At 62.8% G+C, this 14,417-nt stretch carries 10 protein-coding genes; 9 read left to right on the forward strand and 1 reads right to left on the reverse strand.

Translation table 11 applies throughout. The features are described from left to right. Positions 1 to 18 precede the first annotated feature (18 nt). Positions 19 to 660 carry a glutathione S-transferase family protein gene (locus F6X37_RS11410; RefSeq protein ID WP_187611363.1) on the forward strand — a complete coding sequence of 214 codons (642 nt, stop codon included), beginning with the start codon at positions 19 to 21 and terminating at the stop codon, positions 658 to 660. Between the two features lie 43 nt (positions 661 to 703). Further along, positions 704 to 1,687: a pyridoxamine 5'-phosphate oxidase family protein gene (locus tag F6X37_RS11415; RefSeq protein WP_187611364.1), complete on the forward strand. Its 984-nt coding sequence runs from the start codon at positions 704 to 706 to the stop codon at positions 1,685 to 1,687. Positions 1,688 to 1,730: 43 nt separating this feature from the next. On the opposite strand, the gene F6X37_RS11420 is transcribed toward F6X37_RS11415, so the two are convergent. After that, positions 1,731 to 2,135 carry a helix-turn-helix domain-containing protein gene (locus F6X37_RS11420; RefSeq protein WP_090809994.1) on the reverse strand — a complete coding sequence of 135 codons (405 nt, stop codon included), beginning with the start codon at positions 2,133 to 2,135 and terminating at the stop codon, positions 1,731 to 1,733. Between the two features lie 692 nt (positions 2,136 to 2,827). Between F6X37_RS11420 and F6X37_RS11425 the strand changes: the two genes are divergently transcribed. The 7 genes from F6X37_RS11425 (at position 2,828) to F6X37_RS11455 (ending at position 14,364) form a co-directional block, all read left to right on the forward strand. After that, positions 2,828 to 3,250 (forward strand): hypothetical protein, encoded by a 423-nt coding sequence (locus F6X37_RS11425; protein ID WP_187611365.1) that lies wholly within the window; start codon positions 2,828 to 2,830, stop codon positions 3,248 to 3,250. A gap of 629 nt (positions 3,251 to 3,879) precedes the next feature. Further along, on the forward strand, positions 3,880 to 5,301 hold the full coding sequence (locus F6X37_RS11430) for an ISNCY family transposase (protein ID WP_187611432.1): 1,422 nt from the start codon (positions 3,880 to 3,882) through the stop codon (positions 5,299 to 5,301). A 363-nt stretch (positions 5,302 to 5,664) separates the two neighbouring features. Beyond that, a complete protein-coding gene (locus F6X37_RS11435; RefSeq protein WP_262419861.1) occupies positions 5,665 to 6,324 on the forward strand; it encodes a hypothetical protein in 660 nt (219 codons plus the stop codon). Between the two features lie 313 nt (positions 6,325 to 6,637). Further along, positions 6,638 to 8,104: an amino acid permease gene (locus tag F6X37_RS11440; protein ID WP_187611367.1), complete on the forward strand. Its 1,467-nt coding sequence runs from the start codon at positions 6,638 to 6,640 to the stop codon at positions 8,102 to 8,104. Between the two features lie 368 nt (positions 8,105 to 8,472). After that, positions 8,473 to 9,681, forward strand: coding sequence for an efflux RND transporter periplasmic adaptor subunit (locus F6X37_RS11445; protein WP_187611368.1), 1,209 nt, complete (start codon positions 8,473 to 8,475; stop codon positions 9,679 to 9,681). An 11-nt stretch (positions 9,682 to 9,692) separates the two neighbouring features. Then, entirely contained in the window at positions 9,693 to 12,890 is a 3,198-nt protein-coding gene (locus F6X37_RS11450) for a multidrug efflux RND transporter permease subunit (protein ID WP_187611369.1), read from the forward strand. Beyond that, positions 12,883 to 14,364, forward strand: coding sequence for an efflux transporter outer membrane subunit (locus tag F6X37_RS11455; RefSeq protein ID WP_167368766.1), 1,482 nt, complete (start codon positions 12,883 to 12,885; stop codon positions 14,362 to 14,364). The genes F6X37_RS11450 and F6X37_RS11455 overlap by 8 nt, the downstream gene beginning before the upstream one ends. The last annotated feature ends 53 nt before the right edge of the window (positions 14,365 to 14,417 follow it).

The following is a 14,417-nucleotide window of genomic DNA, read 5'->3' on the forward strand; positions in this document are numbered from 1 at the left end:
ACGTATCCGGAGCCATCCATGCCCGCTGCCAGACTCGCCGAGCCTATCAAGCTGTATACGACGCTGCTTTCAGGCCACGGTCATCGCGTGAAGCTGTTTCTGACGCTGCTCGATCTGCCGTTCGAGGTCATCGAGCTGAACATGAAGACGGGCGACAACCGCAAGCCCGAGTACCTCGCGCTGAACCCATTCGGTCAGGTGCCGACGATTCAGGACGGCGAGCTCACGCTGTTCGATTCGAACGCGATTCTGGTCTATCTGGCGAAGCGCTATGGCGACGCATCGTGGCTGCCGGACGATCCGCGCGGCGCCGCGGCGGTGCAGCGCTGGCTGTCGCTCGCGGCTGGCCAGATCGCCTACGGGCCGTGCGCGGCGCGGCTCGTGACCGTGTTCGGCGCGCCGCTCGACCACGAACGTGCGAAGCAGATCGCCGTCAAGCTGTTCGACGTGATCGACGAGGAGCTTGCCGGTAAGCCGTTCGTGGCTGGCGCGCACGTCACGATCGCCGATATCGCCGCGCACACGTATATCGCTCACGCGCCTGAGGGCGGCGTGTCGTTGCGGCCGTATCCGAACATTCGTGCGTGGCTGCAGCGCGTGGAGGCACTGCCGCGTTTCATCGCAATGCCTTCGACGAAGGCGGGCTTGCTGGCGGCGTGATATGCGTTGACGGCTGCGTCAGATCTTGCAAAGGAGTCCGATCATGTCCGAGTTCGTCCCGTTGAATAACTGGGGAAGCGACGCGTCGCCGTTTCATGCCGGCGAGCAGGATGCGCAGCAGCGCGCGGGTGTGCGTGAGGTGGCCGAGTCGATGGGACGTCGAGGCATTCGCCGATTCATGCCTGAGCAGCATCGCGAGTTCTTTGCCGCGCAGCCGTTCGTCGTGATTGGCGGCGTCGATGCGAGCGCTCAGCCGTGGGCGACGCTGCGTGCGGGTGCGCCGGGTTTCGTCTCGTCACCGGAGGCGGGGACACTGCGTATCGAAGGTGGCACATTGGCTGGCGATCCGCTCGCCGCGGGTTGGCGCGAAGGCGCGCAGCTCGGTGCGCTGGGCATCGAGCCGCGTACGCGGCGGCGCAATCGGGCAAATGGCGTCGTCCGGTCCGTGGCAGGCGACACGTTGCAGGTCGAAGTCACGCAGAGCTTCGGCAATTGCCCGAAGTATATCCAGAGCCGCGCGCCGTCTTTCATCGAGCGGGACCCGGCCGCGACGCGCGCGCAGCCCGAGATCGCCACGCTTCTGAGCAGTGCCGACCGCGAGTTGCTCGCGAGCGCGGACACGTTCTTTATCGCCAGCGCGAATCTGAGCGAGGAAGCGGGGCCGGGAAAGGGGATCGACGTTTCCCATCGCGGCGGTGCGCCGGGCTTCGTGCGCGTGGACGACGCAACGACGCTGACCACGCCCGACTACAGCGGCAACCGCTTCTTCAACACGATCGGCAACCTCGTGCATGATCCGCGCACGGGTCTGCTGTTTATCGACTTCGCAACCGGCGATCTGCTTTATCTGGCGGTGCGAGCAGAGATCATCTGGGACGGCGACGAACTCGCGGCATTTGCGGGCGCGCAGCGGCTCGTGCGGTTTCATGTGAGCGAAGTGCGGCGCAGTCGCGGCGCGTTGCCGTTCCAATGGTCGGAGGTCGAACTGGCGCCGCAGTTTCTGCCAAAGGTACGAGAAAGCGCTTGAGCCGATGCGCACGCGCGTACTTTAGCTGGGTACGGGCGCCGTTTTACTGCGCATTCCGGCCGAGCCGATAAGACACGCCGAGTCTGGTGGCCAGTTGCCATACATAGACTCGCGAGTACGAAATGCCAAACTGACGGCTTATCAGCTCCCGCATGCGCGCATTGCTCCAGCCATCGGCGTCGAAGCCGTAGTCCCGCGGCGAGGCCCTCAGCGCCTGGGCCAACCAGTCCAGATCCGCCACCGCGAGTGCGGAATGGCGGCCGCCGACGCTCATGTTTCTCAGCGCCTCGAGCCCGCCTTGCTCCAACAGCTTGCGATATCGCTCGACGGTGGTCTTGGCCATCCCCATCTGTCTCGCGACCTCGGCCGCAGCGACGCCGTCGAGCAGTTTCTTGCCCGCCGTGAGACGCCGCGCGACGGTCGGCAAATCGTCATTTGGTCGATGCATCGGAGAACTCCGCCGTTGGGTCGCTGACCGGACTGCAATCGGTTATGGGGTAGACAGTGAGGAGGGCGCGCCACCTACAGATAATCGAAAAGTCGCCCGTTGTGTCCAAAAGAATAAAAAATCAATCGCGTCTTTCCTCTGATAGAAAATCACGCAAGCCGCCCGTAAGGCGGTTACGCGATGTTTTCTTTCTAAAATCTTAAATATCTCTCTTGCGATTGAATTTAACGTTTGCTAACCTGATTGACGTGATTTCAAACAGTCGGCTCGCTCTGGCAGCCCGGATAGCGCTAGGCCGCATACGGCTTGACGTCGGGCGCTTTTAAGTGCGGGCAGCAGGTCGGAAGACTGAACCGTTTGAGTGCGCGGATTCCTGTTTTGCGAATGTAATTGGAATGCATTTTTCGATGCAGGATGGTGACTCGCCGGAAAGCTGCGAAAAAGGTGCTGAAGATTGAAAATCCTTCGCGGCGTTTTTCCAGCGGATTATATGTAAGCGGGACATTCGCGCAGAGTGGCGTTGTGAAGCGTGAATCCAGTAACCACCCGCTTAATTTTAGCTGCGTCGTTCAATACCGGAAATATTTTGTGCCGGGTAGTTTCCGACTCGATACGCATAACCGCGATAAAAGCTGACAGTGCTTTCATCGGTTGCCATTGGGCGCTCGCAAGCTGGCGGTAAGGAGAACGACATGAACATGGATAGGACCCGCGATATTGCCGCGATGCTACTGCGTGCCGCGAAACGCAAAAGACTCGTGACTTATCAGGAACTGCACGCGCTTTTCGCTCGCGACGAACCGTTGCAAAGCCGCTATCGCGCATTGGAGGACGCGGCGCGTTCACTGAGCGATTGCGCATCGCTCGACTACGGCTGCCTGATGAGCCTCGACAACGGCCTGCCGGGCGATGACTTCTTCAATCGCTTCAGGCACGGCAGGCCGCGTGAGTACGAAAAGGTGATGGGCTTCGGATCCGCGGGACGCTCGATGACGAAGAAGCGACTGATTGCGGATGCCGAGCGTCTGCGCGTGTTCGAACATGCATCTCAGATCGCGGCAAGTGGGAGGGTGGCGAACACCTTGCGCCCGTATGCCACGTCGAAATGCACGTAGCCCATTCACAGTCGCTCAACGACGACACGCTCGCCGGTTGAGAGAAATGCGAAACGTCTCTAAGCCACAAGGCAATAGCCGACGATAAAAATCCGCGCGAGCTGCGATAGCGGCATTGGCTTTCGCTACCAAGCTTATTCTCGGGGTGCGCAAAGCAGTATTTAACAGTTGTCTAATTTCGGCATGTCGCGTGCATAAATTAATCTGTACGCACGGCCGCGTCTTAATTCGTGAGGGCTCTGATTGGGGCCGCCCATAAAAATTGGAATTGAATTGCCGCGCCAGTTTTGTTGGTCACTGAATCGGGCTGCACCCGGCGTCAGTTGTGGCAGGCGAAAGAGCCTCGGTTCGGACGATTCGCGATCGTCCACCGGGCATCGGTGTGCATCGCTTGTGGCGAAGGGCCGACTCGCGGCACGCGCATCGACGGCGGCCCGTGCGATGCGTACTGGAAGCCTTTTCCGAAGAATCCACGATTTGACATAAGATAAATTATCAACAGGACTGGTGTTAGTCCAAAGTTCAGATGTCGCGTTTCCGCTAAATTGAAATGTCGTGTTTGCGGGTTCAGGCTGGTGGCCAGCATTCCTTAAGGAGCGCCGGCCATGAACGCATCTGGGACGATCACCATGTCGATGACCGAGCTGGACCGGTTGAAGGTGGTACAGGCCGTTTGCGAGCGGCGGCTGAAGCCGGGCCAGGCCGCGGACCGGCTCGCGTTGAGCGTGCGTCAGCTTGAGCGCCTGGTGCTGCGCTATCAGGCCGCAGGCGTTGCCGGACTGGTCTCCGGCAAACGCGGTCGGGCGGGCAACCATCAATTGTCCGACGGTGTGGCGCGACGCGCGCTGGCGATCATTCGCGAGCGCTATGCCGATTTTGGACCGACACTGGCGTGCGAGAAGCTTCGGGAATGCCACAGCATCAGTTTGTCAGTCGAGACGGTGCGCGCGCTGATGATGGCCGCCGGTCTGTGGATTCCCCGCAAGGACCGGCCGCCCAGGGTGTACCAGCCGCGCAACCGCCGCGCGTGCCTGGGTGAACTGATCCAGATTGACGGCAGCGATCACCGCTGGTTCGAGGAACGCGCGCCAGCGTGCACGCTGCTGGTCTTTATCGACGATGCGACTGGCCGACTGATGACGCTGCATTTCACGCAGACGGAATCGACGTTCAGCTATTTTGAAGCGCTGGGCAAACACCTGGCAGCACACGGCAAACCGGTCGCGTTCTATAGCGACAAGTTCAGCGTGTTCTACGTCAAGGATCGGGCGAGCACGGCTGGCAAAGGCGTCACACAGTTCGGCCGCGCCCTTTACCAGCTCAATATCGAGGCGTTCTGTGCGAACACGAGTCAGGCCAAGGGGCGTGTCGAGCGCGCCAACCTGACGTTGCAGGACCGGCTCGTCAAGGAACTGAGGTTGCGTAACATCAGTACGCGGGAAGCGGCCAATGCGTATGCGCCCTCCTTCATCGCCGATTTCAACCGGCGCTTTGGCAAGCCACCGAAGAGCGACCACAACGCGCACCGGCCGCTGCGTGACGACGAGGACCTGAAGCAGATCCTGGCCTATCGCGTGGCGCGCAAGGTCTCCAATGCGCTGACGGTGCAGTACGACAGGGTGATGTACATGTTGCAGGACACCGAGGCAAACCGGCGTCTGATGCATGAATACGTCGAGGTCGTTGAATACCGGAACGGAGCCATCGAGATTCAGGCGGCGGGCCGCGTGTTGCCCTGTCGCGAATACGACCGGATCACGCAGATCGATCAGGGCGCGGAGGTTGAGAACAAGCGGCTGTCCGCGGCATTGGCGGTTGCGAGGCTGGTGCAGGCGCAGCGTGATGACCGGCGCGTTTCCGGCTCGCCTTCACGCACCCATATTGGAGAGGAGGTCCGGGCGAAGAAAGCGCTGGTGGGCCTGAAGAAACAGCGGGCGATCACGCTAGCGGACGTCACTCAGGTCGTGCACGAAGTGAGCCGCAAAAAACATGAAGAACGGGGGGTGGGCGGCTGCGCCGCCCACCCCAAAAACATAAGAAAAGCACCGTAAAACCCGACATTTCAATCTAGTGCAAACCCCGACATTTGAACTTGGCGGGGACATTTGATGTGTAGAGGCTAAGCTGTAATGTCGTACCTGGGCAAAGCTGAAGCGTCGCAGTCGCAGCATTTTCCAAATCTGCCCAACGAGATTTACCAAAGCTGTCAGAGAAGTCCGCTTTAGATTTAATGATCGAGCTCAATCGCCTGAGGGCTTTATGTACGCTGGCGCACATTGTGCGCGCCTCGTAGGGGATATTTTGCAATACGGTCGTAGAATAAAAAGCGAATGGAAATTTGGGCTATGGACACCCTGACAGACGTGCGTGGGCATACAGAGACTAAGCGGATTCGAATCGACAAAAGCGTCGCTTTGAAGTCTTTTGATGACGTGATTCCGCAGGAGACGATCGTCGAAATCAACGACTTCATCGACCACCTGTTTGGCACGACGGCACCGCGCTCGCAGTCCGGCGCAGAGATTGCAGAGATGCTGCGTCGCGGTCAGGCCTTTCGCGAACTCGAACAGACGATCTGCGCGAATGCGCGCGCGATGGCCGCGAAGTTCGGTCGGACAAACTTACCGACTGAGCCGTTCCACGTACTGCGCTGTGCGAGCAAGACTTCGTTGGCCGAGAGCCACTGCCGCCACTACGACTCGCACCTGCTGACGCTGCTGATTCCGCTTCAGCTCGCACCCGACGGAGTTCACAACGGCGACCTCGTGATGTACCGCAAGCCGCGCCTGTCCGTAACGACGCTGACCAACGTGATCTGCAAGATGCGCCATGGCTTCCTGCAAAGCCTGCCGCTCAGCTGGCGCAGCTGGCATACCTTGCATGATCTGCGTGTCGGCAACTGCAAGCGCATTCCGGTCAAGCCGGGCAGCGTCTACGAATTCAACGGCTTCGCACTTCAGCATGCGAACCTCGACGTACAGAACGGACAGCGGCGCACGCTCCTCATTCACTACTACGACCCAGGCCACTCGCTCGGTCTGAGCGGCGTGCTGCGGCGCGGACGGATCGGCTGAGGTCCGCCCCGCAAGCCTGAAATCGTCCACGTTGGCTTGCCGATTCCGCAATCGCACATCGTAAGTCCTCCTGAATCGAACCAGAGGCCTTGCTTGCGATCGCCTGCCATCGCACTGCCCTATCGCCCCGACAAAGCAAGCGGATTTCACTTTGCCTTTAATCCGGCATAGACTGAATTTTCCGTTAGATGCTTTCTCCGCACTTGCCGTGGCCATTGCCGTGCACGGCGACGGATGTTTTTGTCGTGCTCCACGAGCCGATGGCAGCCTAACCGGTTCGTGCCTGATCAACACTGAAAAGGGACGACTTATCATGGCCGATACCGGTTACATGGCACGCAAAACCGTTGCTGATATCGTCGCCAGCGCCGACGCCGAAGAAGGCCGTCACCTGTCGAAAACGCTGGGCGCGACGAGTATCACCGCGATGGGCATCGGCGCGATCATCGGCGCAGGCATCTTCGTGCTGACAGGGACCGCCGCCGCGCAGTTCGCGGGGCCGGCCATCACGCTGTCGTTCGTGCTGGGCGGCATCGCGTGCGCGTTCGTCGGCCTGTGCTATTCGGAGCTTGCGGCGATGCTGCCCGTGTGCGGGAGCAGCTACACGTACACGTATGCGACGCTCGGCGAGATCTTCGCGTGGATGATCGGCTGGGACCTGATCCTCGAGTACGCGATGGGCGCCGCGACCGTCGCGGTCGGTTGGTCCGGCTATATCGTGAGCCTGTTGCGCAACGTCGGCATCGACATTCCACCTACCCTCGCCGCCGCCCCCGGCACCGTCGTCAAACTGGCCGATGGCTCGGCGGTCACCGGCGTGATCAACCTGCCGGCGGTGTTGATCATCGCGATCCTGACCACGTTGCTCGTGTTGGGGACCAGGGAGTCGGCGCGGCTCAACAACGTGATGGTCGCGATCAAGCTGACCGTGGTGGTCGCGTTTATCGCCGTCGGCGTGTTTTTCATCAAGCCGGAACACTGGCATCCGTTCATTCCTGCCAATACCGGCCAGTTCGGCAGTTTCGGCATGAGCGGTATTCTGCGCGGCTCGGCCGTGGTGTTCTTCGCGTTCATCGGCTTCGATGCGGTGTCGACCGCCGCGCAGGAAGCGCGACAGCCGCAGCGCGACATGCCGATCGGCATTCTCGGCTCGCTGATCATCTGTACGGTGCTGTACATCCTCGTCGCCGGCGTGCTGACCGGCCTCGTTGCGTACCCCGAGCTGAACGTTCCTGATCCGATCGCCAAGGGCGTCGACGTGATCGGGCTCACGTGGTTCTCGATCCTGATCAAAATCGGCGCGTTGACGGGGCTGACCACCGTGATACTCGTGCTGCTCTATGGTCAAAGCCGCATCTTCTTCACGATGTCGCAAGACGGTTTGTTGCCGCACTTTTTCTCGAGGGTCCATCTGCGTCTGCATACACCCTATCTGAGTCAGATCCTGATCGGCACCGTCGTCGCGATCGTCGCGGCGCTGACACCGATCGGCGTGCTCGGCGAGATGGTCAGCATCGGCACCCTGTTCGCGTTCGTCCTCGTGTGCGGCGCGGTGATCTATCTGCGGCGCAGCGACTCGGAGGCGACGCGTCCATTCCGGGCGCCCGGCGTGCCGGTCGTGCCAGTGCTCGGCATCCTGTTCTGCCTGCTGCTGATGGTCGGCTTGCCGCTCGTCACGTGGCTGCGGCTCGTCGTGTGGCTCGTGATCGGCATGACGATTTATCTGTCATACGGCCGCAACCATTCGGTGTTGCGGCATCCGGAGCGCAAACGTACGTGAGTGTGTGGCGACTCGGAATATTATTTTCAGGCGCATCGATTTCGATGACAATTGCATGCCTTTGAATTGCGGCAATTGCTGGATGGCAATTGACATGTAATTGACAATTACCATTCAAGATCTCGTCTGCGAGCGGGAATCCCCCGGTCGTGACCGCTGCGTCCGCCGCCTGGTCCTTGCGAGTCCATCCCACTCGCGACCACCAAGAATAAATTGACAAGCCACCCAGACACGGTAGGATCAACAGAAATCTTTTCCCCGCATTAACGCACCCACACACGTTCTGAATAGTTAATTCGACCGCAAACCGTTAAAACCGTCACCGATCTTACGCGCAAAAAAGACTGCCTTGATCAAAGGAGTTTCTCTTGCTTTGCTCCGCACTCCGCCTGCGTAGTCGTGCCGTATCGCTTCTGATCACCGGTTTGCCGCTCCTGCTTGCCGCCTGCAACGAGCGGTCGCAGACTCCCACCGCCGCGTCGATGCCACCGGTTCCCGTGCTGGTCGAAACGGTTTCCACCACCCCTGTCGCCGATATCGTCGAGTTGCCTGGCCGCATCGAGGCCGTGCGCACCGCCGAGATTCGCGCGCGCGTCGACGGCATCGTCCAGCGCACGCTCTATCGGGAAGGCACGGACCTGCCGGCCAACGCCCCACTCTTCCAGATCGACGCGAGCGACTATCGCGCGCAGTTGCAGCAGGCGCAGGCCGCGCTCACGCGCGCGACCGCCGTGCGCGACAACGCGGCGTCGGTGGTGGACCGGTTCAAGCCGCTCGTCGGCCGTCATGCAGTCAGCGCGCAGGAATACGACGCCGCGCTCGCGACCATGCAGCAGGCGCAGGCCAATGTCTCCGATGCGCAAGCTGCGGTTTCGCTTGCGCAATTGCGGCTCGATCGCTGCATCGTGCGCACGCCGATCGCCGGACGCGCGGGCCGCGCGCTCGTCACCGAAGGCGCGCTCGTCAGTGCGGGCGCCGCCACGCTGCTCACGCAGGTCAATCAACTGACGCCGATCAACGCGGTGTTCACGCAGTCGAATACCGCGATGCTCGACGTCGAGCAGCAGATCCAGTCGGGCGCGCGCAAGCCGACCAGCATGAAGCACGTCGGGGTGCAACTGATCCTTGCCAACGGCCAGGTCTACAACGAGCGCGGTTTTCTGGACTTCGCCGATCTCGTCGTCGATCCGTCGACCGGTACGCAGACGGTGCGCGCGCAGTTCGCGAATCCGGACCGCACGCTGTTGCCGGGGCAGTTCGTGCGCGGGCGCATCATCGCGGCGGGCAATGCGCAGGGCATCCGTATTCCCGAGCGCGCGGTGCAGCTCGACAACGGCATTGCAAGCGTTGCGTTGGTCGCCGACGACGGCACCGTGATCCGCCGCAATATCGATCTCGGCGAGCAGGGCGAAGGACGCTGGACCGTGCGCGACGGTCTGAAGCCCGGCGAGCGCCTGATCGTCGATGGCTGGCAGAAGGTGCAGCCCGGTCAACGGGTCGACGCGCGGCCCGCCCCCGATGCGTCGCCAGCGGCGCATTCGGCCGCGTCCCCCGCTCCCGCTTCGACCGCGCACTGACGGGCTCGCCGATGAATCGATTCTTCGTCGCCAGGCCGGTCTTCGCGTGGGTCATCGCCCTTTTCATCGTGCTGTTCGGCTCGATCGCGCTCGCGCTGCTACCGGTCGAGCAGTACCCCGACGTCGCTCCGCCGTCGCTCACCATCAGCGCGGTCTACAGCGGCGCGGACGCGAGCACGCTCGAGCGCACCGTCACGTCGATCGTCGAAGACGAGATGAACGGCATCGAGAATTTCCTGTACATGTCGTCGGTGAGCCGCTCGAACGGCACGATGCAGATCACCGTGGTGCTAAAGCCCGGCACCAATCTCGACATCGCGCGCACTCAGGTGCAGGACCGTCTGAGCCGCGTCGAACCGCGCCTGCCGCTCGAAGTCCGTCAGATCGGCTTGAGCGTGACGAAGGCGTCGTCGGGCTTTCTGATGCTGCTTGCACTGCAGGCGACCGACGGCACCACCGACGCCGTCGCGATGGGCAACTTCGCGTCGAACAACATCGTCAACGAGCTGCGCCGTATCGACGGCGTCGGCGACGTGCAACTGTTCGGCTCGTCGTACGCGATGAGGATCTGGCTCGATCCGCGCAAGCTCGCGGGCTTTGGGCTGTCGGCCAGCGAGGTGCTGCAGGCGATCCAGGAGCAGAACAGCCAGACCGCGGGCGGCAGCCTCGGCGATCAGCCGATCGCGCCGGGCTCCGAGTTCACCGCGCAGATCGTCACGCAAAGCCGCTTCACGACGCCCGAGCAGTTCCGCGAAATCATCGTGCACGCGAATCCGGATGGCTCGACCGTGCGGGTGGGCGACGTCGCGCGCGTCGAGCTCGGCAACGACAGCTACGGCAACCGCCTGACCGTCAACGGCAAGGCGTCGGCCGGGATCGCGATCCAGCTCGCGAGCGGCGCGAACGCGCTCGCAGTCGCCAACGCGGTGCGCCAGCGCATGGCCGAATTGCAGCCGATCTTCCCGCGCGGCGTCGCGTGGACCGTGCCGTTCGACACCACGCCGTTCATCACGACCTCGGTGCAGGGCGTGATCCGCACGATGGTCGAGGCGCTGTTGCTCGTGACGGTCGTGGTGTTCCTGTTCCTGCAGGACTGGCGCGCGACCGTGATCCCGACGATCGTGGTGCCGATCGCGTTGATCGGCACGTGCGCGGGGCTCTACCTGTTCGGGCTGTCGATCAACATTCTGTCGCTGTTCGGCATGGTGGTCGCGATCGGTATCCTCAACGACGACGCGATCGTCGTCGTCGAAAACGTCGCGCGCATCATGCGCGAGGAAGGGCTCGGCGCGCCGCGCGCAACGGTGAAGGCGATCGGGCAGATATCGGGCGCGGCGATCGCGAGTACGCTGGTGCTCGTCGCGGTGTTCATTCCGATGGCGTTTTTTCCGGGCTCGACGGGCGGCATCTACCGGCAGTTTTCGGTCACGCTCGCGGTGTCGATCCTGCTGTCGACGATGTTGGCGCTGACACTCGGCGCGGCGTTGTGCGCGGCGCTGTTGCGCAGCGAGGCGGCCGCCAAAGAGCGGCCGAAGAACGCGGCTTCGCGTCTGCTGCATCGCGTGTTCGACGGCTTCAATCGTGGGCTCGACGCGGGCACCACACGCTATATCGTGGGCGTCGATGCGATGCTGCGCTCGCCGCTGCGCTGGCTGCTGGTGTTCGTCGCGGCCTGCGCGATCACCGTGTTTTTCTTCACGCGGCTGCCGACGGGCTTTCTGCCGACCGAGGACCAGGGGCATATCTTCATCACGTATACCGGCCCGCCGGGTTCGACCGACCAGCGCACGCAGCGCGCGATCGACCAGGTCGAGGCGTTTCTGCGAACCCAGCCGCAAGTGCGCAACATCGCGTCCGTGACGGGCTTCAGCTTCTTTGGCCAGGGGCAATCGGCGGCTCTGTCGTTCGTCGATCTGAAGCCGTGGGACGAGCGCTCGGGCGAGGCCAATTCGGCGAGCGCGCTGGTGCGTCGCGCGAATGCGGCGTTTCGGCAGATTCCCGAGGCGATCATTTTTGCGCTCGACCCGCCGCCGATTCCGTCGCTCGGCAACGCGACCGGCTTCACGATGAAGATCCAGGATCGCAGCGGCATCGGCGGCGAAGCGCTGCAACAGGCCGCGCGGCGGATGATGATCGAGGCGTCGCAAAGCCCCCTTCTCGCGGGCGTGCGCGCTGAGGGCATGCCGGAAGCGCCGCAACTGTATGTCGACATCGACCGCGTGAAGGCGCGCGCATTAGGCCTGCAAATCGGTCAGGTCAACCAGGCGCTTGCGCTGACGTTCGGCTCGAACTACGTGAACGACTTCGTGTTCGAGGGCAACGTGCTGCGCGTGCTGTTGCAGGCGGACGCCGAGCAACGCATGCGTGCCGAGGACGTGACTTCGCTGCGCTTGCGCAATAACCGCGGCGAGATGGTGCCGTTCTCGGCGTTCACGCGCGTGCGCTGGATTTCCGGACCGCAGCAGCTCGAACGCTATAACGGCTTTCCGTCCGCGACGCTGTCGGGTCAGGCCGCGCCCGGCCGCTCGAGCGGCGCGGCGATCGCCGAGATGGAGCGCATCGCGTCGCACGTGTTGACCGGCAACCTGACTTACGAATGGACCGGCACCGCGCTCGAGGAAAAACAGGCGAGCGGCCAGATCGGCATGCTGCTCGGGCTGTCGCTCGTGGTCGTGTTCCTGTTGCTCGCGGCGCTGTACGAGAGCTGGGCGATTCCGGTCGCGGTGTTGCTGATCATCCCGTTCGGCGTGATCGGCGCGGTACTGTTGACGATGCTGCGTGGACTGTCCGCGGACGTGTATTTCAACATCGGCCTCGTGACGATCATCGGCCTTGCCGCGAAGAACGCCATTCTGATCGTCGAATTTGCGATCAAGGAGGAATCCGAAGGAAGGGACGCGCTAGCCGCCGCCAAAAGCGGCGCACAGCAGCGTCTGCGCCCGATTCTGATGACGAGCGTCACGTTCGTGTTGGGCATGCTGCCGCTCGTGCTCGCGACCGGCGCGGGCGCGGCGAGCCGCCGCGCGGTCGGCACCGGCGTGATGGGCAGCATGCTGACCGCGACGATGTTCGGCGTCTTCTTTACGCCGCTGTTCTATGTCGCCGCGCGACGCTGGCTGAGCCGCAAGAAACGCAGCACCGATCTCGACGATGACGATCTGCCGACAGCCATGCCGCGCGATTCGGGTGGAGGGCAGCGCGATGCGTAAATGCCTTCATGTGCGCCTGGTGCTGCCCCTCTTCTGCTGCTCGCTCGCCGCCTGCAACTTTGCGCCGAACTATCAGCAGCCCCAATTGCCGATCGCCGATCGTTTCGACACGACGGAGACCGCCAATCCGGCCGCCGCGCATCTGGCAAGCGAAGTCGACTGGCAGACCTTCTTCGCCGATCCGCAACTGAAGCTGCTGATCGAGGCGGCGCTCGAGCACAACCGCGATCTCGCCGCGTCGATCGCGCGCATCGAGCAGGCGCGCGCGTTTTATCGCATCCAGAACGCCGCGCGTTTGCCGCAGGTCAATGCGAACGCGGGTGCGACCCGCACCAGGGCGCCACTCGGTTCGTTCGATCCCGAGTTCGACAACACGGACATCTCGGTCCAGTTCAACCAGTACAACGTGCAGGCCGCAGTGACGTCGTTCGAACTCGACTTCTGGGGGCGCGTGCGCAACACCAGCGAAGCCGCGCGGCGTCGATATCTGGCCACTGTCGACGCGCAGCACGCGTTCCGTTTGTCGCTGATCGGCAATGTCGCGTCGAACTACTACGCGATCCGCTCGGGTGAGGAAGGCATCGAGCTTGCACAACACACGCTCGACAGTCGGCGCTACGCGCTGGAAGTCGCGAAGATGCGGCTCGACGCGGGCGTCACGTCGATGGTCGATTACGACCAGGCGGCCATTCTGGTCACGCAGGCGCAGACGCAGCTGGCAGAGCTGCAACGGACCACCGCGCAGCAGCGCCATCTGCTCGAGGTGCTGATCGGCGGCCCGCTCAGCGGGTCGCTACCGCCGGCGCCGCCGATCGCCGACGCCGCGCAGTTCCGCGAACTCGATGCGGGCCTGCCCTCCGCACTGCTGATCGACCGGCCGGACATCCAGCAGGCCGAGCAGCAACTGCGCGCAGCCAATGCCGACATCGGCGCCGCTCGTGCGGACTTTTTTCCACGCATCGCGCTGACGGGTAGCTTCGGATATGTGTCGCCCGAACTCGGCGATCTGTTCGTGCCGGCCAAGCAGGCATGGTCGTTCGGCGCGCTGGTCGGCATGCCGATCTTCGATGCGGGACAGCGCCAGGCGCAACTATCGCAGGCGCGCGCGCGACGCGACGAACTGGTCGCCGATTATCAGCGCACGGTGCAGAACGCGTTTCGTGAAGTGTCCGACGCATTGGTCGCGCGACAACGCTACAAGGAACAGATCGCGGCGCAGGAGCAGGCGGTGCAGGCGCAGCGGCAACTCGCCGAAACGGCGGAGCTGCGCTACGAAAACGGGATCTCGATCTATCTCGAGGTGGTGGATGCGCGACGCAATCAGTTTGCCGCCGAGCAGCAGCTGATCCAGCTTCGGGCGACGGCCTTGCAGAACGGGGTGTCGCTTTACGTCGCATTGGGGGGCGGGCCCGACGAGCCGCGGAACGTCACGCAAAGCACGTCTCACGCTGAGGGGGTCCACCCGTCCAACTGAGGCACGCGCGCCACAGCAGCGCGTCGTGTCCGCCGCCGGCATTGCACCGGCGG

Origin of the sequence: Paraburkholderia sp. 31.1 (assembly GCF_014397645.1) — a bacterium.
GTDB classification, from domain to species: Bacteria; Pseudomonadota; Gammaproteobacteria; order Burkholderiales; family Burkholderiaceae; genus Paraburkholderia; species Paraburkholderia tuberum.